18 protein-coding genes are annotated in these 20,110 nt (G+C 67.7%); 8 read left to right on the plus strand and 10 right to left on the minus strand.

Annotated elements, in window-relative coordinates; all coding sequences use genetic code 11:
- Positions 1-15: 15 nt before the first annotated feature.
- The 4 genes from HSX14_RS30595 to pdxY form a co-directional block, all read right to left on the minus strand.
- Positions 16-528 carry a copper chaperone PCu(A)C gene (locus HSX14_RS30595; protein WP_173178153.1) on the minus strand — a complete coding sequence of 171 codons (513 nt, stop codon included), beginning with the start codon at positions 526-528 and terminating at the stop codon, positions 16-18.
- A gap of 71 nt (positions 529-599) precedes the next feature.
- Positions 600-1,979, minus strand: a complete 1,380-nt coding sequence (locus HSX14_RS30600; RefSeq protein WP_173178152.1) for a PepSY-associated TM helix domain-containing protein — start codon at positions 1,977-1,979, stop codon at positions 600-602.
- Between the two features lie 121 nt (positions 1,980-2,100).
- Positions 2,101-2,484, minus strand: coding sequence for a DUF2946 domain-containing protein (locus HSX14_RS30605; RefSeq protein ID WP_228723517.1), 384 nt, complete (start codon positions 2,482-2,484; stop codon positions 2,101-2,103).
- 118 nt (positions 2,485-2,602) lie between these two features.
- Positions 2,603-3,472, minus strand: a complete 870-nt coding sequence (gene pdxY, locus HSX14_RS30610) for a pyridoxal kinase PdxY (RefSeq protein ID WP_173178150.1) — start codon at positions 3,470-3,472, stop codon at positions 2,603-2,605.
- A gap of 105 nt (positions 3,473-3,577) precedes the next feature.
- Here pdxY and HSX14_RS30615 point away from each other — a divergent pair, with 105 nt between their 5' ends.
- Positions 3,578-5,116, plus strand: a complete 1,539-nt coding sequence (locus HSX14_RS30615; RefSeq protein ID WP_173178149.1) for a sensor domain-containing diguanylate cyclase — start codon at positions 3,578-3,580, stop codon at positions 5,114-5,116.
- Positions 5,117-5,163: 47 nt separating this feature from the next.
- Positions 5,164-5,568, plus strand: a complete 405-nt coding sequence (locus HSX14_RS30620; protein WP_111259376.1) for a DUF3301 domain-containing protein — start codon at positions 5,164-5,166, stop codon at positions 5,566-5,568.
- Positions 5,569-5,612: 44 nt separating this feature from the next.
- On the opposite strand, the gene HSX14_RS30625 is transcribed toward HSX14_RS30620, so the two are convergent.
- The 3 genes from HSX14_RS30625 to HSX14_RS30635 all read right to left on the minus strand — a co-directional run bounded on the left by HSX14_RS30625 (position 5,613) and on the right by HSX14_RS30635 (position 7,709).
- Positions 5,613-5,978, minus strand: a complete 366-nt coding sequence (locus HSX14_RS30625) for a DUF7079 family protein (protein ID WP_173178148.1) — start codon at positions 5,976-5,978, stop codon at positions 5,613-5,615.
- Positions 5,975-6,850: an alpha/beta fold hydrolase gene (locus tag HSX14_RS30630; RefSeq protein ID WP_173178147.1), complete on the minus strand. Its 876-nt coding sequence runs from the start codon at positions 6,848-6,850 to the stop codon at positions 5,975-5,977. The genes HSX14_RS30625 and HSX14_RS30630 overlap by 4 nt, the downstream gene beginning before the upstream one ends.
- A gap of 67 nt (positions 6,851-6,917) precedes the next feature.
- Positions 6,918-7,709: an alpha/beta fold hydrolase gene (locus HSX14_RS30635; protein WP_173178146.1), complete on the minus strand. Its 792-nt coding sequence runs from the start codon at positions 7,707-7,709 to the stop codon at positions 6,918-6,920.
- Positions 7,710-7,893: 184 nt separating this feature from the next.
- Between HSX14_RS30635 and HSX14_RS30640 the strand changes: the two genes are divergently transcribed.
- A complete protein-coding gene (locus HSX14_RS30640) occupies positions 7,894-8,508 on the plus strand; it encodes a TetR/AcrR family transcriptional regulator (protein WP_173178145.1) in 615 nt (204 codons plus the stop codon).
- Here the strand turns inward: HSX14_RS30640 and HSX14_RS30645 are convergent.
- Both HSX14_RS30645 and HSX14_RS30650 read right to left on the minus strand, forming a co-directional pair.
- The gene (locus tag HSX14_RS30645) at positions 8,505-9,866 is read right to left on the minus strand and encodes a DUF1329 domain-containing protein (RefSeq protein ID WP_173178144.1); all 1,362 of its coding nucleotides are present in this window, start codon (positions 9,864-9,866) and stop codon (positions 8,505-8,507) included. The two genes, HSX14_RS30640 and HSX14_RS30645, sit on opposite strands and share 4 nt — an antisense overlap.
- A gap of 16 nt (positions 9,867-9,882) precedes the next feature.
- Positions 9,883-11,631: a DUF1302 domain-containing protein gene (locus HSX14_RS30650; protein WP_173178143.1), complete on the minus strand. Its 1,749-nt coding sequence runs from the start codon at positions 11,629-11,631 to the stop codon at positions 9,883-9,885.
- Positions 11,632-11,957: 326 nt separating this feature from the next.
- Here HSX14_RS30650 and HSX14_RS30655 point away from each other — a divergent pair, with 326 nt between their 5' ends.
- The 4 genes from HSX14_RS30655 (at position 11,958) to HSX14_RS30670 (ending at position 18,487) form a co-directional block, all read left to right on the plus strand.
- Positions 11,958-12,794 (plus strand): extracellular medium-chain-length polyhydroxyalkanoate depolymerase, encoded by an 837-nt coding sequence (locus HSX14_RS30655; RefSeq protein WP_173178142.1) that lies wholly within the window; start codon positions 11,958-11,960, stop codon positions 12,792-12,794.
- Between the two features lie 70 nt (positions 12,795-12,864).
- Entirely contained in the window at positions 12,865-14,625 is a 1,761-nt protein-coding gene (locus HSX14_RS30660; protein WP_228723518.1) for a sensor histidine kinase, read from the plus strand.
- Positions 14,622-15,962 carry a sigma-54-dependent transcriptional regulator gene (locus HSX14_RS30665; protein WP_173178141.1) on the plus strand — a complete coding sequence of 447 codons (1,341 nt, stop codon included), beginning with the start codon at positions 14,622-14,624 and terminating at the stop codon, positions 15,960-15,962. Before HSX14_RS30660 ends, HSX14_RS30665 begins: the two co-directional genes overlap by 4 nt.
- A 1,217-nt stretch (positions 15,963-17,179) precedes the next feature.
- Complete coding sequence (locus tag HSX14_RS30670) at positions 17,180-18,487, plus strand: MFS transporter (RefSeq protein ID WP_173178140.1); 1,308 nt, start codon at positions 17,180-17,182, stop codon at positions 18,485-18,487.
- Between the two features lie 90 nt (positions 18,488-18,577).
- Here the strand turns inward: HSX14_RS30670 and HSX14_RS30675 are convergent, their stop codons facing one another.
- Positions 18,578-19,543 carry a CobW family GTP-binding protein gene (locus HSX14_RS30675; RefSeq protein WP_173178139.1) on the minus strand — a complete coding sequence of 322 codons (966 nt, stop codon included), beginning with the start codon at positions 19,541-19,543 and terminating at the stop codon, positions 18,578-18,580.
- Positions 19,544-19,625: 82 nt separating this feature from the next.
- Here HSX14_RS30675 and HSX14_RS30680 point away from each other — a divergent pair, with 82 nt between their 5' ends.
- Positions 19,626-20,012: an NADH:ubiquinone oxidoreductase gene (locus tag HSX14_RS30680; RefSeq protein WP_173178138.1), complete on the plus strand. Its 387-nt coding sequence runs from the start codon at positions 19,626-19,628 to the stop codon at positions 20,010-20,012.
- Positions 20,013-20,110: the final 98 nt, after the last annotated feature.

Consider the following 20,110-nt stretch of genomic DNA (forward strand, 5'->3'; position numbering starts at 1 on the left):
CGACGGCGCGAGCCGTCACTCGGCGTGCTGGTGCGCGCCGTGGTCCATGTGCTCCATGTGCTGCATCTGCCCGTCGGCCTTGGCGGGTGCCTCCTTCTGCACGGCGATCTCCACCTGCAGGTCGCCGGCCTTCTCGAAGTGCAGGGTGAGCGGGAAGCGCTCGCCATCCTTCAGCGGCTGCTTCAGGCCGAACAGCATCAGGTGGTAGCCGCCCTGCTCCAGGCGCACCTCGCCACCGGCGGGGATGGCCAGGCCGCCCTGCACCTGCTGCATCTTCATCATGCCGTTGACGTGAGCGTGCTCGTGGATCTCGGCCTTGCTCGCGCGCGGTGTATCGGCGCCCAGCAGGCGGTCCGGCGTGTCGCCGCCGTTGTGCACCACCAGGTAGGCCGCGCCGTTGGGCGAGACCGGCGGCACTTCCAGGGCCCAGGGGTGCTCGATGTGCAGCTTGCCCAGCTCGTATTCATGGGCCTGGGCGAAGGGGACGAAGCCCAGCAGGGCGATCAGGGTCAGCAGTGTCTTGCGCATGTTCAACTCCATCAATCGATAAGCAGATTGGGCGCCCGCCATGCGAGCGCCGATGAAAACCCGTGGCGGGATCAGCCCGCCATCACCCTGCCGCCGCCGAAGCGCGACAGCACCAGCCGGTCCAGGGCCCAGACCAGCACCAGCGACAGGCCCACCAGGGGAAAGGCCACGCCCAGCACCAGCATGATCACCACCGCGCCACGCCACAGCGGCAGGCCGTGGGGCAGCGGCGGCACGCCGAGGCGGCCGCTGGGCCTGCGCTTCCACCAGAGCACCAGGCCGCTGACCGCGCTGAGCAGGATCATCAGGCACACGGCGAACATCAGCAGCTGGTTGGCCAGGCCGAAGAGACGACCCTCGTGCAGCATCACGCCGGTCTCCACGCTCCGGGCGACGAGCCCGTAGTCCCGCCAGCGCACATCGGCCAGCACCTTGCCGCTGTAGCGGTCCAGGTGCAAGGTCGCGTCGTTGCGCGGGTCGTCGGCGAACACGGCGATGCTGAACACGCCCGTGGGCGTGGTCGGCAGGGTGATCCCGTAGCCCGGCACCACACCGCGCTCGCGGGCGGTGTCGACCACCTGCTGCAGCGGGATGCTCGGCGTATCGGTTGCCGCTGCACGATCGTGCCCGGCGTGGGCACGGTGGGCGGCATGGGCATCCGATTCGGGCAGCGGCGTGTTCTCCACCGCCCAGGGCACGGTCTGGTCACTGGCGCTGTTGAGGCTGCGCGCCAGCTCGCCGGACTTCGGTACCTCGTTCCACATGGCGGCGGGGAAGCGGTTCCACACATCGGCGAAGCTCGCCCCCCAGAAACCGGTCCAGGTCATGCCGGTGAGCAGCATGAACAGCAGCAGCAGGCTGCCCCAGAAGCCGGTGACGCCGTGCAGGTCGCGCCAGAACAGGCGCCCGCGCGCGGACAGGCGCGGCCACAGCACGCCGGCGCCGGACCGCCCTCGCGGCCACCAGAGGTAGAGCCCCGACACCACCAGGACGATGCCCCAGCCGGCCGCCAGTTCGATCAGCCGATCGCCGACCGTGCCGATCATCAGCTCGCCGTGCAGGGCGCGGGTGGCCGCCTGCAGGTTCCAGAAGGCGTCCTGGGTGCCCAGCAACTTGCCGCTGTAGGGGTCGAGGAACAGGTTCAGGGTGCGGCCGGCGTCGGCGATGACGAACTGGGCACTGTGCCCGGCATCCACCGGCGGCAGGTACTGGCTGACGCTGGCCTGTGGATAAGCCTCGCGCACCCGCTGCAGCTGGGCGTCGGCGTCCAGCGCGTGGTGGCCCGGCTGCACCTGCAGCAGGTCGGCGTACATCAGCGCGTCGAGCTGCGGCTTGAACAGGTAGATGCTGCCGGTGACCGACAACAGGATCATGAAGGGGATGACGAAGAGGCCGGCGTAGAAATGCCAGCGCCAGGCCAGGTTGTAGAACGAGACAGCAGGTTTGCTCATGGTCGTGCTCGCCTAGAAAGCGCCTCTCTGGGTTCGCGCGCAGCGACGTGGCTGGCGCGGCGGAGGCTTGGCGCCAGCCGACGCGCCCAGGGAAGGCGGCAAGGTTGGCGCGGTGCGTGGATCAGGCGAGGGTAACGGGTGGCGCGCGGGAACGTGAGCCGGGGAAGATCGCCGAGCCGGCATGGCCCGAGTCGACCGGGGCCAGGCGAGGTGCCCGGACGAGGTCCGCCAGGGCGGAGGCCACCAGCGGTGCGGAACTCAACGCCGGGCAATTGAGCAGCAGGGTGCAGTAGCCGCACTTGGCCCAGGCCGCCTCGTGGTCCGGCTGGCCCGGCGCCTTCTGCGGGGCGCCGTGCTCGGCGGAGCAGGCCAGTTCGCCCATCCAGGCCGGCACGCCCTGGTGGTCCATGGCACGGGCCTGGGACAGCAACGGACCGGCGAACACCAGCAGCATGGCCAGAAGGCCAAGCCAGGCGCCGCTGCGGATTGTCGTGTGTCGAGCCACTGCTGCCGTCCCGGAATCGAGGGGGTGAAGAGCGGGCGCCATGCTAGCCGCACGCCGCCACGGGTTGAAGCATAGCGGCTGAGTCAGATGGCCGCAGTGGGCGGCGGCAAATTCCCGCTCAACCCAGGCGCCGTGCCTCGAACTTCACCCGGGGATGGGCGATGCGGTCCTGGGCGCGTACCAGTTCCAGCTCGTAGCTGCCGCACGCCTGGGTCTCCAGCAGCACCTCGTGCACGGCGGCGGCGCTGAATTCGAAGGCGCCGAGCAGGTCGTCGCCCAGCAGCAGTCGCGCCAGGAACACCCCGGAGGTGAGGTCGCCCACGCCCACCGGCTGACGCGGGAAGGCCAGCAGCGGGCGGCGCAGGAGCCAGGTGCCCTCGGCGCTGGCCAGCAGCATCTCGAAGTTCTCGGCGGCGCGGCCCGGGTAGTCCAGGTGCTTGACCAGCACGGCCTTCGGCCCGCGTGCAAGCAGCGCCCGGGCCATGCCCACGCAATCCTCCAGCGAGGTGGGGCGGCGGCCGGCGAAGCTGTTCAGCTCCAGCTGGTTGGGGCACAGCAGGTCGGCCACGGCGGCGGCTTCCTCGAGGAGGAAGGTGCTGACTTCCGGCGCCACGATGCAGCCTTTCTCCGGGTGGCCCATCACCGGGTCGCAGAGGTACAGGGCACGCGGGTTGGCCCGCTTGATGCGCGCCACCACCTCGAGGATCTCGCGCCCCTGGGCCGCACTGCCGAGGTAGCCCGAGAGCACCGCGTCGCAGTTGCCCAGTTCGCCGATGGCGGCGATGCCCTCCACCAGCGTCGGTATCTGGTTGGGCGGCAGCACCTCGCCCGTCCACTGCGCGTACTGGGTGTGGTTGGAGAACTGCACGGTGTTCAGCGGCCAGACATTGACCCCGAGACGCTCGACGGGAAACACCGCCGCGCGGTTGCCGGCGTGGCCGAAGACCACATGGGACTGGATGCTGAGGAGATGGGGCGTTCGCGACATTGGGTGGACCCTGGGCTCGACGGGTGGGAGGACGGGCCTGGCTTACGGCGACAGGCTCACTACCATGGTGGCAAGATTCTCCCATCCTCCGCCGCAAGAGCCACCATGGAATTCCTGTATTTTTCGCCGATGCTGCTGGGCCTCAACCTGATGCTCGGCAGCGCCGTCGCCTGCACTGGCCTGTGGTACTTCTCGCGGCCCTACCGCGGCCCGGGCCTGTGGATGGCCGGCGCCTGGCTGCTGATTTTCGGCATCCTCGCCTTCTTCGTCTTCGTCGCCACCGGCAACCGCCCGCTGAACGTGCTCGGCAACGCCACGCAGCTGGCGGGCGAGGCGGTGCTGATGCTCGGGGTGTTCCGCTTCCTCGGCCGCCCGCTGCCCTGGTGGACGGTGCCGGTCAGCGCCGGGCTGATGGCCGCCGCCAACAGCTGGCACTGGTGGGTGGCGCCGCTGAACAGCGAATTGCTCATCGCGCTGTACGCCGGCATCGGCGGCCTCCTGCCGCTTCAGGCCGCCAACGCCCTGCTGCGCTACCCGCGGGAGCCGGAGCTGCGCAGTGTCTGCCGCTGCGTCGGCATCGTCCTGCTCGGCTATGCGCTGGTCACGCTGCTGCGGGGCGCCATCGCCGTGCACGACTGGCTCAATGCCGTCGAGCACGCCGACGTGACCCGCTCCATGGCCTACCTGTTGCCCTACAACTTCGGCATTCCGCTCTGGGTCATCGCGCTGCTCGGCCTGGCGCTGATGACCATGCGCCGCATCCTTCTCGACAGCCAGCGCAACGCCCGCCACGCCGAGGCCAGCGCGCAGCGTTTCGAACGGCTGATGGGGGTGACCAGCGCCGGCGTCCTGGTGCTGCAGGACGGGCGCATCCACGACAGCAACCCGACGCTCGAGGCGCTCTTCGACCAACCGCGCGAAGCACTGCAGCGGCAGGCGCCCGAGCAGTTGTTCGTCGAGGCCGAACGGGCGCGCATCGGCCAGTTGCTCGCCCGTGGGGACGGCGCCCCCGCCGACGCGCTCGCGCTGCGCCGTGATGGCTCGACCTTCCCGGCCGAGCTGGCGGTCACCAACCTCGACGGCAGCGGCCAGCAGCTCATGGAGGTGCGCGACGTCAGCCACCGCAAGGCCCTGGAGGAGCAGTTGCGCCTGCAGGCCACCACCGATCCGCTGACCGGCGCCCTCAACCGCCGCGCCTTCCAGGCCCGCGCCGAACAGGAACTGCAACGCGCGCGGCGCCAGGAACAGCCCCTGTGCCTGGCGATGCTCGACCTCGACCACTTCAAGCGCATCAACGACACCCACGGCCACGCCAGCGGCGACCTGGTGCTTTGCGCGTTCAGCCAGCTGTGCCAGCGCGAGGCACGCAGCACCGACCTGTTCGCGCGCTTCGGCGGCGAGGAGTTCGTCTTCCTGCTGCCCGACACGACCCTCGAGGCCGCCCGCGCCTTCCTCGACCGTCTGCGCGAAGCGGTCGAGCACCTGCGCATCGACGCCAGCGGCACCGCCCTGAGCGTCAGCGTCAGCATCGGCCTGGCCGGCAGCCCGCCGAACGGCGATCTCCTGCACTTGCAGGCGGCCGCCGACGCGGCCCTCTATCGCGCCAAGCAATACGGTCGCAACCGTGTCGAACTGGCCCGATGAAATCGCCAAGGATGGGTTAAGCTTCTGAGCATTCCAGGGGAGTGATCATGATCAGTCTGGGCGATGTCTTCCTGTTCCTGCTCTTCGCCGCCGGTGCCGCCTGGCTCTGGCGCGGCCACGGCATTCGCGAGCGCGCACTGGCGCTGGTGAAGCAATACTGCACGCGTTTCGACGTGGAGCTGCTCGACGGCAACGTCGCCCTGCAGCGCCTCGCCATCGTCCGCGACGCCAGGGGCCATCGGCGCCTGGCGCGGATCTACGGGTTCGAATTCACCGTCACCGGCGAGCAACGCCTCACGGGGACCATCCAGATGTTCGGCAACCACGGTGGCCGCATCGAGCTGGATGCCCACCCCTTCCAGCCGCCCGTCGCCTCCGAAGGCAACGTCATCCAGATCAGCGACTGGCGGCGCAGCCACCCGCGCCCGGACGAGCAGCGCCACGTCGAATGACGCTGCGGTTTTCCACAGCGCGTGCTTGTGGATAAACCTCGCGATCAGGCGCCTACGACCAGCCTGTGGATAACCTGCTGCCACTGCTCGCGGTTGGTGTAGGTCATCGGCCAGCGCAGTAGCCGGCAGCGCCAGCGGAACCAGCGGCTGGCACGTCGCGCCCGGTTAACCCGGCAATGCTCGAAGAGCCATTTGGGATCGAAGCCGATCCACTCCCCCGCCACGCTCCAGGCGTTCAACCAGACCACCGGTGCCACCTCGTAGAGGTAGATGGCCTCCAGCTCGGCCGGGGGCAGGGCGCTGGCGCGCAGCGTGTCGGCGATCACGCGCAGGTCGGCCTCATCCCGTTGCGTGTCCAGCCACAGCCCGGACAGCGCCAGCCAGACCCGCTCCCGCGCCGCGTCGCTCATCGCTGCAGGAGGAAATCGGCCGCGCGCTCGGCGGCGGCGTCGGGGAACTCCTGCATGAAGCAGTGCCCGCCCTCCACCACCTGGGCGCCGACGTGGGGGTTGAGGGCGCTGATCCGCGCCACCGAGCGGGCGACGAAGGGATAGCTCGCCTGGCCATGGAAGATCCGCGTCGGCGTGACGATGCGTGTCAGCGACGGCCACAGGCGCTTGGGGCAGGAGCTGAAAATCTCCGCCTCGCGGCTGGGCCGGCATTTCAGCTCCACACCGCCGTCCACGTCCTTCAGCGCGTGCTCCACGTAGGCGCCGAGGGCCGCGTCCGTCCAGCCCTTGAAGATGCCGCGCCCGTGCAGCGCGGCGAAGGCGGCCGGGCGATCCACCCAGTGGTTGCGCCGGGCCCGGGCGCGCTTGGCCATGGTGGTGCGGCGATGCAGGCCGAGCACTTCGGAGAAGGCCATGACGCCGATCATCGCCGGGGTGAAGAGCACCGGGTCGAGCAGCACCGCGCGCTGGAACAGCCCGGGGTGGCGCGCCAGCACCAGGCTGGTGAGCACGCCGCCGAAGCTGTGGCCGAGGGCGAAGCGGGGGGCATCGCCGAAGATGCCGCGCCCGGCCTCGAAGGCTTCCACCGCCAGCTCGGCGTTGCGGTTCCAGCCGAGGAAACGCCCGCCGTGGTCGCTGTCGCCATGCCCCTGCACATCGCACAGCCAGAGGTCGAAGTCCTCGCTCAGGGCTTCCAGCAGCGGCGTGTAGGCACGACCGCAGAAACCATTGCCGTGGAGGAAATGCAGCAGCGGCTTGCCGCTGGGCTGGCTGTGCCAGCCGCGCAGGGTGAAGCCGGCGGAACTCGGGTGGGACCAGGCGGACAACAGCATCGCAACGCACTCGAAGGAATGAGCGCGCAGTTTATCCGCCGGGCCGCCTCCGGCGCAGCCGTTGCCTTCAGATGGCCGCGTGTTCGCGGACGAAGGCGTCCAGCAGGCGGTTCAGCGCCTCGGGCTGGTCCAGCGGCGTGGCGTGGCCGGAATCGGCTATCACCTCCAGGCGTGCGTTGCGCAACTGGGCGACGTAGGCCGCCTTGGCCGCCACCGGGGTGTAGTCGCGGTCACCGCTGATCACCAGCAGCGGAGTGTTCGCCCGGCGCGCCCCGGGCAACGCCGACCAACCCGGGATGGCGCCCATCGCGTGCAGGTAGGAGCGCCGGTCGTTGCCGGCGATGCGCGCCATCACCCGCTTGCGCAGCGCCGCCTGCTCCGGCTTGGGGAACAGCCTGCCGGCCAGCAGCCGCGCCATCCCCGCCGGGCCGAACAACCGCACCAGGGCGAAGCGCAGCGCAACCTGCCAACGCGCCTGCCAGCTGTCCAGGGGGAAGCACGGCGAGCTGTTGATAACCGCCGCCGCGCGCACCAGGTGCGCGTGCTCGGCGAGCAGCTGGAAGGTGATCATGCCGCCCATGGAGATGCCCACCAGGATGCACGGCTCCAGGTCCAGGGCGACGATGAACTCGGCCACGTCGGCGGCCAGCTCGCCCATGCTCACCGGCGCCCGCAGCGGCTCGCTGGCGCCGTGGCCACGCAGGTCCAGGGCGTACACGCGAAAGTGCCGCGACAGCGCCTCGACCTGGGGCTGCCAGTCCTCCAGGGACGATCCCAGGCCATGCACCAGCAGCACGGCGGCCCCTTCTCCCTGGCGGATATAGTTGAAACGCCCGCCGGACAAGTTGATCTGTTCCATGCTCGATTTAATTCCCTTTCGAATAATCATCGGCCAATAAAAAGGCGCGGTTCCTTATTAAACGGACCGATGAAAAGTTGGTTGATCGGATAACTTCCGAGGCGCCCGATGAACAAGTTTCCGGTGTTTGCCTTTGCCCTTCCAAACCTCCTAGAATCGCCCAGCGCCGACTCGAGAAACCACCATGTACAGCATTGCCAGTCCGACCCAGGCACGCAGCAGAAAGGCCCTGGAACGCTACCTCAACGTCGCCGCCGAACTGCTCGCCAACGACAGTTTCGAAGAAACCGGCATTTCCCAGATCGCCCAGCTCGCCGAGTCCTCGGTGGGCACTTTCTATCGCCTGCTCGGTGACAAGGACGTGCTGCTCTATGCCGTCCACGAGCGCTTCGTCGAGCAGAGCCGGGACGCCGTCGACAGCGTCATCGCCCACCTCGACGGCCTGCCGCTGACCGCGCAGATCGAGGGTTTCATCGAAGGCGTGACGCGCCTTTTCGATGGCAGCGAGGGCCTGCTCCGCGCCCTGATCCGGCGCAGCTCGATGGACGTGCAGTTCCGCGAGCGCTTCCACCAGCTCAATGCCTACATCGGCCAGGCCTTCTGCCGCATCGTGCTCGCCCACCCACAGCAGATCGGCCACCGGCACCCGCAACAGGCCGCCGACCTGACGGCCCACATGCTGCTCGCCAGCCTCAATTACCTGACCATGGTCGGCACCCTCGGTGTCACCCCCCGGAAAGTTGTCCCGGGGGAACTTTCCCACCTCGTCTGCAATTACCTGGAAGTTCGCCGGGTTTAACGCCGGCTGTCCCGCCTTAGTTGTGCCGGGGTGAAGTCGGACGCTTTCAGCGCTATATCGAATTCATCCGCTGGTTCTTCGTTGGACAATATGCCGATTACATAACGACCGCCGATCAGGTCATATACGGCGTCGCCCCTGGTCCATACCAGCGGCTGGTCGTAGAGGTTGAGGGTGTAGGACTCGCCGACCCGCCACAGCTGGTCGCGGTTGTCGTAGTGGTCCACCAGGAGGATCTGGTAGCTGTCCTCGTCGAAATAGAGGTCGCGCTGCTTGTACTGGTGGCGCTGGCCGTCCTTGAGGGTGGCGCGCACGTGCCAGACGCGGTGCAGCTCGTAGCGCAGCAGGTCGGGATTGACGTGGCCGGCCTGGACGATGTCCGCGTACTTGCTGCTGCGCGAGGCAAAGCGGTAGCTGTTGTAGGGCACGTAGAGCTCTTCCTTGCCCACCAGCTTCCAGTCGTACTTGTCCGGCGCACCGGAGAACATGTCGAAGTTGTCGGTGGTGCGCAGCCCCTCCGAGGCGGTGCCGGGAGAATCGTAGGCCACGTTCGGCGTGCGCCGCACACGGCGCTGCCCGGCGGCGTAGAGCCAGGCCAGGCGCGGCTCCTTCACCTGGTTGACGGTCTCGTGCACCAGCAGCTCGGTGCCGGCCAGGCGTGCCGGCGCCAGCACCGACTGGCGGAAGTAGAACAGCACGTTGCCGTTGTCCTTGCCGGGGTCGCCGGCATCTTGGTTGAACAGGAACAGGTCCTCGATGCGGGTCATGAAGTAGTCGCCGCTGGCGTGGGGCACCGCCTGGGCGTAGTAGCGCTTGACGCTGTTGCCACGGAACCGCACCAGGTGGTTCCACAGCACCTCGAGCCCCGACTGGGGGATGGGAAACGGCGTGGCGACCTTGAAGTCGGCGATGCCGTTGCCGTTCTCGATCAGCCGCGCACGGGTGGCGTTGCCCTTGATCGCGGCGTACACCGCCTCGGGGTAGGAGGCCGAGCGCCGGGTCGGGTAGACCACCAGCTTCCAGCTGTCCGGGTAGCGCTTGAGCATGGCCAGCTGGCCGGGGCTGAGGTGGGCACGGTACTGCTCGGCGTTCTGCGCGGTGATCCTGAACAGCGGCTGGTCGGCGGCGAAGGGGTCCTTGTACCCCGTGGCCTGGTCATAGGCGCTGGCGCTGCGGGCCAGGCCGCCGTCCCAGGCGGGGATGGTGCCGGCGGCGTTGCCGGCCTTCTCCGCGCCCAGCGGGGTCAGGTCGGCGCCCAGGCGCGCGGCCTGGTCGGCCCCCACCTGGGCCAGGGCGAACGGCGCGGCCAGCAGCAACGCGGTGAGCAGGCCGCTGTGGATAAGTCCGGATCTGTGCATGGCGTCGAATCCCTTCTCAGAAGCTGTACTTGATGTTGAAGCTGACGAAGTCGCGATCGCTGCGCTTGTTCGATACGCCACCGCCGCTGTAGCCGACGTAGCGGGTGCCCACGGTCAGCGATTCCTTGTAGATGGCGTCGATCCCCGCCGACCAGCTCTGCGCCTCCTCGTCGAGGCCGTTGGTGAGCTGGGGCGCCACGCCGTTGATGCTGTACTGGTAGCCGAACGACGGCACCAGGTTCACCAGGTTGAGCACGTTGGTGTAGGTCAGCTGCAGGCTGGCCTGGGCGCCGGTGGCGGTGCTGGTGGCCTCGTAGTAGTCGACGTCGGATTCCAGGCCCTGCACGCGGCTGGCCACGAGTTCGGTGAACAGGGTCGCCGAGTCGGCGCCGAACACCCCGGTGAAGTTGTAGATGGCGGCCAGCGAGGCCTGGTACATGTCCTTCTCGCGGTAGCCGTCCAGGTGGGTGCCCACCGGCAGGCCGGCGGGGTTGAACAGGGCGTCGGGCAGGTACTCGTTGAGGCCGAGGGCGATGGGCGTGTCCGGGCGGTAGCTCAGCTCGCCGGCCAGCGACAGGCCGTTGAAGATGCTCTCGCCGCCGATGGAGGTGTTGAAGCTGATGCCGAACAGGTCGCGCTTCTCCAGGTACTCGGCGTAGTAGCGCGAGCTGCTGGCGTTGGGCAGGGTGCCGACGATGGGCAGCGTCACCGGCTGGCCGACGGTCAGCCCGAGCATGGGCACCTGCATGTTGTAGCGCAGGTAGTAGAAGCCCAGTTCGGTGTCGTTCAGTTCCGGCACGTACCAGCGCAGGGCGAGGCCGTACTGCGCGGCGTCATCGCCGTCGATGTCCTGGGCGCGGGGGATGAAGGTGGTGGGCAGATAGGCCTTGAGCAGGTTGTTCAGGCCGCCCGGCGCCAGGGCATCGGCGTAGGCCTGGGCCAGGGCCGGGTTGTCGAAGGCGCGGCCGCCGGCCACCGCTTCCTGCAGGGGCGAGACGGACAGGTAGTTGCAGCCCTCGCCTATCACGTCGAGGGTCGAGTAGTAGGTGCCGCAGGGGTCGATCTTCGAGGCTTCCCAGGCCTTGCCCGGTTGCCAGTAGCCCTCGACGCTGAGGTTGTCGCGCAGCTCGAAGGAGGCATAGGCCATGAAGGTCGGCATGTACGCCTCCTTCACCTCGGAGCCCGGCGCGCGCAGGGCGTTGATATCCACGGGGTTCGTGGCGCCGATGCCGTTCTGGTAGAACAGCCCCTCGCCCCAGTTGATCACCTGGCGCCCGAGCCGCGCGTTCAGGGCGCGGTCATTCACCGTCCAGCTGCCGTAGACGAAGGCGTCCAGCAGGTCGGCGCTGGAGCCGGCTTCATCGAGGCCGGCATGGCTGATCGGGCGGTGGCGGCGCTCGTCGTCCTTCAGCTCGAAGTCATAGAACGCGCGGCCCCGGACGAACACGCCGAAGCGGTCCTGGTAGCGCAGGTCGAGCTCGGACACCGCCTTGACCACTTTGGAGAAGAGATCGCCACGGCGGAAGTTGAGGTCGCCGTCATCGGAGTTGATCAGCCCGGCGTTGTCACCGGTACCGCCGTTGGCGCGGGCGATCAGCTTGCTGTCCTGCCCCTCCACGCGGTAGCTGAGCCCGTAGGACAGGGTGGTGTCGAGCGAGGTGGTCCAGTCACCGGAACGCACCTGAAACGCCTGTGCGCCGCCCAGGGGCAACGCGCCGAGCAACGCCAGGCCGGCTGCTGCCAGGCCTCTTCCTTGATTTGCCACGATGATCTCCAGCTGTTGTTTTTATCGGAATCGGAACATCGGTTCCGAAATAATCTAATCCGGCGCCTAACAGCTGACAAGACGGCCACCGCATTATTTTTATCCACAGCTCCGCCACCTCAGTCGGGATCGCCCGGCGTGCCGGACCGGCCTGTGGGCGAACCACCTAAGCACGCGCCGTCTGTCGCTTTTCAGAAGCTGTCCACAGGCTCTGCAACGGCCCTCCTCCACAGCGCGCTGGACGAATATCGAACAGCCCTATTGACGGAATCGGAATTTCTGTTTCGATTTAAAAGCGGTCGAACAACAACAACAGGAGACCCGTCATGCCCCTTCGTACCCTGCTCTGCGGCCTGCTGCTGGCCGCCTGCCTGGGCCAGCACGCCCTGGCCGCCTCACGCTGCAGCGAACGCCCCCGCACCCTGCTACGCCCTGCCGAAGTGAGCTGCACCTACCAGAGCACCTGGCTGGATTCCGGCCTGGTCGGCCAGCGCAAGATCATCTACCAGACACCGCTGGGCACCCCTCCGGCCGGCGGCTGGCCGGTGGTACTGGTCTACCAGGGCTCGTTCTTCCCGCTCAACGACTTCAGCTACCACGGCAACCTGCCCTTCGGTGGCTACTACGAGGGCAAGCTGGTGCAGGCCCTGCTGGACAACGGCTATGCGGTGATCGCCCCCAGCGCGCCGGCAGACCTGTTCTGGCAGACCAACATCCCCGGCCTCGCCCAGGCCTATGAGCTGAGCACCGACTACGATTTTCTCGGCAACGTCCTCGCCGCCATCGCCAGCGGCCACTTCGGCCCGCTCAACGCCCAGCGCCAGTACGCCACCGGCATCTCCAGCGGCGGCTACAACACCAGCCGCATGGCCGTGTCCTTCCCCGGCAGGTTCCGCGCCCTGGCGGTGCAGTCCGGCTCCTACGCCACCTGCAGCGGCCCGCTCTGCGTGGTGCCCGACCAGCTCCCCGCCGACCACCCGCCGACGCTGTTCCTGCACGGCTTCGTCGACGCCGTGGTGCCCTGGTGGAGCATGGACCTGTACTACGACCGCCTGCTCCACCAGGGCATCGAGACCGCGCGCTACACCGAGCCCCTGGGCGGCCACGAATGGTTCGCCGCATCGCCGGGCAAGGTGCTCGCCTGGTTCAACGCCCACCCCTGAGCCACCGCGGACGCAGCCCGGGCCGGGTCATGCTATCGTCGCCGCCTGTCGCGACACCCGGACCCCGCCCGTGCTGCCCCGTTCCCTGCGCATCGCCCTGCTGACCCTGCTGCTCTTCGCCGGCCTGCTGCTGTCGATGCACCTGGCCGGCCGCCATGCCGAGCGCCAGGCCCTGCGCGAGGAAGGCCAGCAGGCCGGCGCCCAGCTGGGCCTCTACGCCGACGCCCTGCGTACCCTGATCGACCGCTACCGTGCCCTGCCCGCCGTGCTCGCCCTGGACCCGGAGCTACGCGACGCCTTGCAGCAACCGCTGACGCCCGACCTGCAACAGCGCCTCAACCTCAAGCTGGAGCGCATCAATGGCGCCGCCCACTCCTCCACCCTGGAGCTGATGCGCAGCGACGGCCTGGCCATCGCCGCCAGCAACTGGCGCCTGCCCACCAGCTACGTGGGCCATAACTACGGCTTCCGCCCCTACTTCCTCCAGACCCGCACCCATGGCACCGGGCGCTTCTACGCCGTGGGCGTGGTCAGCGGCATCCCCGGCTATTTCCTCTCCCACGCCATCCTCGACGCAGCCGGCAACTTCCTCGGCGCCATCGTGGTGAAGCTCGAATTCCCCCAGATCGAGCAGCAATGGCGCGAGCGCCCGGACACCATCCTGGTGAGCGACGCCAAGGGCATCGTCTTCATCGCCAACCAGCCGCAATGGCGCTACCGCGAGCTGGCACCGATCGATGCCGCGCAGCGCGCCGAGCTGGCCTCCACCCGCCAGTACGACAAGAAGCCGCTGACGCCGCTGGTGCACCGTACCCTCGACGACTTCGGCGACGGCAGCCGCCTGGTCCGGGTGCAGGGGCCCGACGGCGAGGCCGACTACCTGTGGGAATCCCAGGCACTGCCCAGCGAAGGCTGGACCCTGCACCTGCTGCATCGCCCGCAGAACGTCGCCGGCACCGCCCGCGACGCCAGCCTGGCCGCCGGCGGGCTGTGGCTGGCGCTGTTCTTCCTCGCCCTGTTCCTGCACCAGCGCTGGCGCCTGGCACGCCTGCGCCGGCAGAGCCACGACGAACTCGAACGCCTGGTGGAACAGCGTACCGCCGCCCTGCGCACCGCCCAGGATGGCCTGGTGCAGGCGGCCAAGCTCGCGGCCCTGGGGCAGATGTCCGCCGCCCTCGCCCACGAGATCAACCAGCCGCTGACCGCCCTGCACATGCACCTGGGCAGCCTGCGCCTGATGCTCGACAACGGGCAGCTGGAACAGGCGCGCAATGCCCTCGGCCGCCACGACGAACTGCTGCAGCGCATGGCCGCCCTCACCACCCACCTGAAGACCTACGCCCGGCAGAGCCCTGGCGGCCTGCGCGAGACCCTGGAGCTCGGCAGCGTGGTGGACAAGGCCCTGCAGCTGCTGGCGCCGCGCCTGCGCGACGGCGCCGTGCACATCGAGCAGCACCCGCGCCAGCCGGCCTGGGTGCGTGGCGACGCCATCCGCCTGGAACAGGTGCTGGTCAACCTGCTGCGCAACGCCCTCGACGCGGTCGCCGAACAGACCGCACCGCGCATCGAGATCGCCCTGCTGCGTGAGGACGGGCACTGGTGCCTGGAAGTCGCCGACAACGGCGGCGGCATCCCCGAAGACACCCTGGCCCAGGTGTTCGACCCCTTCTTCACCACCAAGCCGGTGGGCGAGGGGCTCGGCCTCGGCCTCGCGGTTTCCTACGCCATCGTCCATGAACTGGGTGGCCGGCTCAGCGCCGGCAACCGCGGCGCCGGCGCGGTGTTCCGCCTGTGCCTGCCCATCTTCGAGCCTGCCGAGGAGCAGCCATGACCCCGAATCTGATCTTCGTCGACGACGAGGCCGCGATCCGCGAAGCGGTGCGCGAGTGGCTGGAGCTCTCGGGCTTCACCGTGCGCCTCTGCGCCAGTGCGGCGGAATGCCTGGACGGGCTCGACGCCGACTTCCAGGGCGTGGTGATCAGCGACCTGCGCATGCCCGGCATGGATGGCATGGCGCTGCTGGAAGCGGTCCAGGCGCTGGATCGCGAGCTGCCCTTCCTGCTGGTCACCGGCCACGGCGACGTGCCCCAGGCCGTGGAAGCCATGCGCCTGGGCGCCTATGACTTCATCGAGAAGCCCTTCACCCCTGAACGCCTGCTGGGCAGCCTGCGCCGTGCCCTGGACAAGCGCCGCCTGACCCAGGAGAACCGCCGCCTGCGCCGCCAGGTGGACGACCGCGCCCGCCTCGATGCGCGGCTGATGGGGTTCTCCCGTCCCATCGAACAGCTGCGCCGCCAGGTGCTGGACCTGGCGCAGACGCCGGTGAACATCCTCCTGCGCGGCGAAACCGGCAGTGGCAAGGAACTGGTCGCCCGCTGCCTGCACGACTTCGGCCCGCGCGCCGGCAAGCCCTTCGTGGCGCTGAACTGCGCGGCCATCCCGGAGAACCTGTTCGAGAGCGAACTGTTCGGCCACGAAAGCGGCGCCTTCACCGGCGCCCAGGGCAAGCGCATCGGCAAGCTGGAACACGCCGATGGCGGCACCCTGTTCCTCGATGAGATAGAGAGCATGCCCCTGGCCCAGCAGGTGAAGCTGCTGCGCGTACTGCAGGAGCAGCAACTGGAACGCCTGGGTTCGAACCAGAGCATCCGCGTCGACCTGCGGGTGATCGCCGCCACCAAGCCGGATCTCAAGGAAGAAGTGCGCGCCGGGCGCTTCCGCGAGGACCTGCTCTACCGCCTCAACGTCGCCGAGCTGCAGTTGCCCGCCCTGCGTGAACGCCGCGAGGACGTGCCGCTGCTGTTCGAGCATTTCGCCGCCCTGGCCGGCGAGCGCCTCGGCCGCCCGGTGCCGAGCCTGACGCCCGCCGAACTGGCGCAACTGCTGGCCCACGACTGGCCGGGCAACGTGCGTGAACTGGTCAACGCCGCGGAGCGCCATGTCCTGGGGTTATCCACAGCGGTCCGCAACCCGGACGGCGCCGACCCCTCCCTGGCCGAACTGATGGAAACCTATGAGGCCCAGTGCCTGCGCCAGGCCCTGGCCCGTTGCAAGGGCGATATCAAGGCGGTGATGGCCCTGCTGCAGCTGCCCCGCCGCACCCTCAACGAGAAGATGCAGCGCCACGGCCTGGCCCGGGGCGAGTTCCTGCCGGGGGATGAGGACTGAGGCCGGTCAAAAGCTGAGCACACCGGTGAAACCCTCGTGCCCTATGGCTCACAGCTAACTATCCACAGGCCGCGCACAGTTGGCTCCACAGGCATTGTGGGCAACTGGGGATGAATCCGAGCGCCTGGGGATTTCTTCGCGAATGAATTCGCTCCCACGGGCGCATCCTCGCCTGTAGGAGCGGTTTCAACCGCGAATGGGCGCCATTGATCGAAATCTGAGCACACCGTTCAAAGCCCCGTGGTTACTGCCCCATGTCAATCTATCCACAGATCGCGCACAGTTGGCTCCACAGCAATTGTGGGCAACTGGGGATGAGTACGCGCGCCTGGGGATTTCTTCGCGAATGAATTCGCTTCTACAGGCGCGTCCTCGTCTGTGGGAGCTGTCTCAACCGCGAGTGGGCAGCACTGATCGGAATCTGAGCACACCATTCAAAGCACCGTGGCTACTGGCCCATATCGATCTATCCACAGACCTCGCACAGTTGGATCCACAGCAATTGTGGGCAACTGGGGATGAGTGCGCACGCCTGGGGATTTCTTCGCGAATGAATTCGCTCCTACAGGCGCGCCCTCGTCTGTGGGAGCTGTCTCAACCGCGAATTGGCGGCACTGATCGAAATCTGAGCACACCATTCAAAGCCCTGTGGTTACTGGCCCATATCGATCTATCCACAGATCGCGCACAGTTGGCTCCACAGCAATTGTGGGCAACTGGGGATGAGCACGCGCGGCTGGGGATTTCTTCGCGAATGAATTCGCTCCTACAGGCGCATCCTCGCCTGTGGGAGCGGTTTCAGCCGCGAATGGACGGCACTGATCGAAATCTGAGCACACTCCTGAACGCACCGCGGCAAGGGGCTCCTGGCAATCTATCCACAGGGTGCTAACAGTCGGCTCCACAGTAATTGTGAGCAATGCAGAGGCCCATTCATTCGCCCGGGAAAAACACTGTGGATACTTCAGCTCCGTCGGTGGCGCTGTGCACCGCTTGGCGAATGAATTCGCCCCTACCTGGCCATCGATTGATAGGCGGAATTCCGCTTATGACCCCTCCGCGATAAGCGCCAATCCGCGCAAAAATGCCCGGTTAAATCCCCTCGAGCCCTCTACTCCGGTGCTTTTCGGCACTGGCACAGCTCCTGCTATGTGCCCGCACCCCAAGCGCGGCGAAGGCCGTGCCTAACAACAACAACTATGAATCGAGGAAACACGATGGAAAGCACCAGCACCCTGACTGCCTCAGCAGCACCCCGCACGACATCCCAACGCATCAAGTCCATCTTCAGCGGCTCGGTGGGCAACCTGGTCGAGTGGTACGACTGGTACGTCTACGCCGCCTTCTCGCTGTACTTCGCCAAGGCCTTCTTCCCCCAGGGCGATTTGACCGCCCAGCTCCTGAACACCGCCGCGATCTTCGCCGTGGGCTTCTTGATGCGCCCGATCGGCGGCTGGCTGATGGGCATCTACGCCGACCGCAAGGGGCGCAAGGCCGCCCTGCTGGCCTCGGTCCTGTTGATGTGCTTCGGCTCGCTGATCATCGCGCTGACGCCCAGCTATGAAACCATCGGCATCGCCGCGCCCATCCTGCTGGTGGTCGCCCGCCTTCTGCAGGGCCTGTCGGTCGGTGGCGAATACGGCACCTCGGCCACCTACCTGTCGGAGATGGCGACCAAGGAGCGTCGCGGGTTCTTCTCCAGCTTCCAGTACGTGACCCTGATCTCCGGCCAGCTCATCGCGCTGGCGGTGCTGATCCTGCTGCAGCAGACCCTGTCCACCGAACAGCTGGAAAGCTGGGGCTGGCGCGTACCCTTCTTCATCGGCGCACTGTGCGCGGTGGTGGCGATGTTCCTGCGTCGCGGCATGGAAGAGACCGAGTCCTTCACCAAGAAGAAGGACAAGCCCAAGGAAAGCCTGCTGCGCACCCTGATGCGCCACCCCAAGGAAGTGTTCACCGTGATCGGCCTGACCATGGGCGGCACCCTGGCCTTCTACACCTACACCACCTACATGCAGAAATACCTGGTCAACACGGTCGGCATGAGCAAGAACGACTCGACCATGATCTCGGCCGCCACGCTGTTCCTGTTCATGCTGCTGCAACCCCTGGTGGGGGCGCTCTCGGACAAGATCGGCCGCCGTCCGATCCTGATCGCCTTCGGGGTGATGGGCACGCTGTTCACCTACCCGATCCTCAGCACCCTGCACACCATCGAGACCTGGTGGGGCGCGTTCTTCCTGATCATGGCGGCGCTGATCATCGTCAGCGGCTACACCTCGATCAACGCCGTGGTGAAGGCCGAACTGTTCCCCACCGAGATCCGCGCGCTGGGCGTGGGCCTGCCCTACGCACTGACGGTGTCCATCTTCGGCGGTACCGCCGAGTACGTGGCGCTGTGGTTCAAGAGCATCGGCATGGAGAGCGGCTTCTACTGGTACGTGACCGGCTGCATCGCCTGCTCGCTGCTGGTGTACGTCTTCATGAAGGACACCCGCACCCACTCGCGGATGAACCAGGATTGATCCCTTGAGCCCAGGTGGCTCTGGCTGCGTTAACCCGTAGCCGTTTTATTCCCGACGACGGGCCCGCGAGGGCCCGTTTTCGTTTGTGGATCAGGAAAGGCGGCAGGCCTCGAACCCCGCCTTGAGCGCTTCCTCGTCCTGGGGTGTGGCGAAGATCAGTTCCAGCCGCGAGTCCTTGCGCCACTCGCTGGCCTGCCAGTGGACGGGCGCGCCATCCAGGACATTGCCGGACAACCAGCCCGCGTTGCTGTGGATAACCAGCTTGGCGCGGCGCCAGGGCAGGCTCGCCAGCCACAGCTGCACGCGCATCAGCTCGAAGGTCTGCGAGGGGTGCCAGCGCCAGCCGATGCTCCAGCCGTCCGCCGAACCCTGCGCCTGGACGAGGGGCTGTCGGGGGTTTATCCACAGTGCGGCCGGAGCCGCCTGGCCACCGGGCGGGGCCGGGTTATCCACAGCGGCACCCGCCTTGGCGTCGAGCCCCGGCAGTTCGGCCAGGGGCAGGCGGCCCTGTACCGTCCAGCTCTGCGGCAGGGACGGCAATTGCGCCGCCAGGCGCTGGCGGGTGGCCTCGTCGAGGTTCTCGGCCTTGTTCAGCACCAGCAGGCCGGCGCCCTCCAGGGCATCACGCTGGCTGTCGGGCAGTGCCTCGCCACGGGCCAGGGCGGCGGCATCCAGCACCAGCAGGCTCGGCTGCAACGCCAGCACGCCTTCCCAGGGCGGCTCGCGCAATTGGCGCATCAGCTCGGCGGGGTGGCCGAGGCCAGAGGGCTCGATGAACAGCCGATCCGGCCGCGCCTTGCGCAGCAGGCGCCCGAGCCCGACCTGGAAGGGCGCGCCGTTGACGCAACACAGGCAGCCGCCGGCCACTTCGGCCAGGGCGATGCCGTCGTCGCCGGTTTCCAGCAACGCGGCATCCAGGCCGACCAGGCCGAATTCGTTGATCAGCACCGCCCAGCGCTCGTCGCTCGGGCGCTGCGCCAGGAGGTGGCGGATGAGGCTGGTCTTGCCGGCGCCGAGGGGGCCGGCCACCAGGTGGGTGGGGATATGGGCAAGCATCGCGCTATGGTGCTGCGTCACGGGTTCGGAATAAAGCCTCGTGCTAGAGTCGCGCCCATTATTTTCCCGAGGTCCTGCGTTCATGCGTCTCTGCCTACTGCCCCTGCTGCTGGTCCTGTCCGCCGATGCGCTGGCCGAGGCCTGCATCGTCCACAGCCAGAGCGACACGCTCGATGTGAAGGTCTGCCAGCAAAACCGCAGCATCCCTGAGCAGCTGTTCCGCGACGGCTTCTGCAAGCCGGAGATGCCCGGGCAGAAGGTGGAGGTTAGCTACGCCGACCAGTGCCCGAGTGGCGCGTTCGGGGTGTGCAATAACGCCCAGGTGAGCAACATCGCCTACCGCCAGGACATCCACTACTACGGCGTGGCCACCGACGCGCGCTACCTCAAGCCCTTCTGCGAGGGGCCGAGCAAGGGCACCTGGGAAGGCCCGTCGTCATCAGCCGGTAACAGCCAGGGTGTGCAATAGCCTTGGGTACCTCGCCCGTACCGGCATGGCCGGCAGGGCCTCGGTGATACAGGGCCACCTCCGGGTGGCCCTTTTTTTATCCCGCTCCTTGGCAGGGC

Origin of the sequence: Pseudomonas tohonis (genome assembly GCF_012767755.2) — a bacterium.
Classification (GTDB): domain Bacteria; phylum Pseudomonadota; class Gammaproteobacteria; order Pseudomonadales; family Pseudomonadaceae; genus Metapseudomonas; species Metapseudomonas tohonis.

Excerpts from the sequence above, each read along its gene's own strand:
- HSX14_RS30635 (WP_173178146.1), bottom strand. The coding sequence starts at position 7,709 with ATGGAACAGATCAACTTGTCCGGCGGGCGTTTCAACTATATCCGCCAG.
- HSX14_RS30665 (WP_173178141.1), top strand. The coding sequence starts at position 14,622 with ATGACCCCGAATCTGATCTTCGTCGACGACGAGGCCGCGATCCGCGAA.
- HSX14_RS30615 (WP_173178149.1), top strand. The coding sequence starts at position 3,578 with ATGGAATTCCTGTATTTTTCGCCGATGCTGCTGGGCCTCAACCTGATG.
- HSX14_RS30670 (WP_173178140.1), top strand. The coding sequence starts at position 17,180 with ATGGAAAGCACCAGCACCCTGACTGCCTCAGCAGCACCCCGCACGACA.
- HSX14_RS30595 (WP_173178153.1), bottom strand. The coding sequence starts at position 528 with ATGCGCAAGACACTGCTGACCCTGATCGCCCTGCTGGGCTTCGTCCCC.
- HSX14_RS30675 (WP_173178139.1), bottom strand. The coding sequence starts at position 19,543 with ATGCTTGCCCATATCCCCACCCACCTGGTGGCCGGCCCCCTCGGCGCC.
- HSX14_RS30630 (WP_173178147.1), bottom strand. The coding sequence starts at position 6,850 with ATGCTGTTGTCCGCCTGGTCCCACCCGAGTTCCGCCGGCTTCACCCTG.
- pdxY (WP_173178150.1), bottom strand. The coding sequence starts at position 3,472 with ATGTCGCGAACGCCCCATCTCCTCAGCATCCAGTCCCATGTGGTCTTC.
- HSX14_RS30680 (WP_173178138.1), top strand. The coding sequence starts at position 19,626 with ATGCGTCTCTGCCTACTGCCCCTGCTGCTGGTCCTGTCCGCCGATGCG.
- HSX14_RS30655 (WP_173178142.1), top strand. The coding sequence starts at position 11,958 with ATGCCCCTTCGTACCCTGCTCTGCGGCCTGCTGCTGGCCGCCTGCCTG.
- HSX14_RS30600 (WP_173178152.1), bottom strand. The coding sequence starts at position 1,979 with ATGAGCAAACCTGCTGTCTCGTTCTACAACCTGGCCTGGCGCTGGCAT.
- HSX14_RS30625 (WP_173178148.1), bottom strand. The coding sequence starts at position 5,978 with ATGAGCGACGCGGCGCGGGAGCGGGTCTGGCTGGCGCTGTCCGGGCTG.
- HSX14_RS30645 (WP_173178144.1), bottom strand. The coding sequence starts at position 9,866 with ATGCACAGATCCGGACTTATCCACAGCGGCCTGCTCACCGCGTTGCTG.
- HSX14_RS30620 (WP_111259376.1), top strand. The coding sequence starts at position 5,164 with ATGATCAGTCTGGGCGATGTCTTCCTGTTCCTGCTCTTCGCCGCCGGT.
- HSX14_RS30640 (WP_173178145.1), top strand. The coding sequence starts at position 7,894 with ATGTACAGCATTGCCAGTCCGACCCAGGCACGCAGCAGAAAGGCCCTG.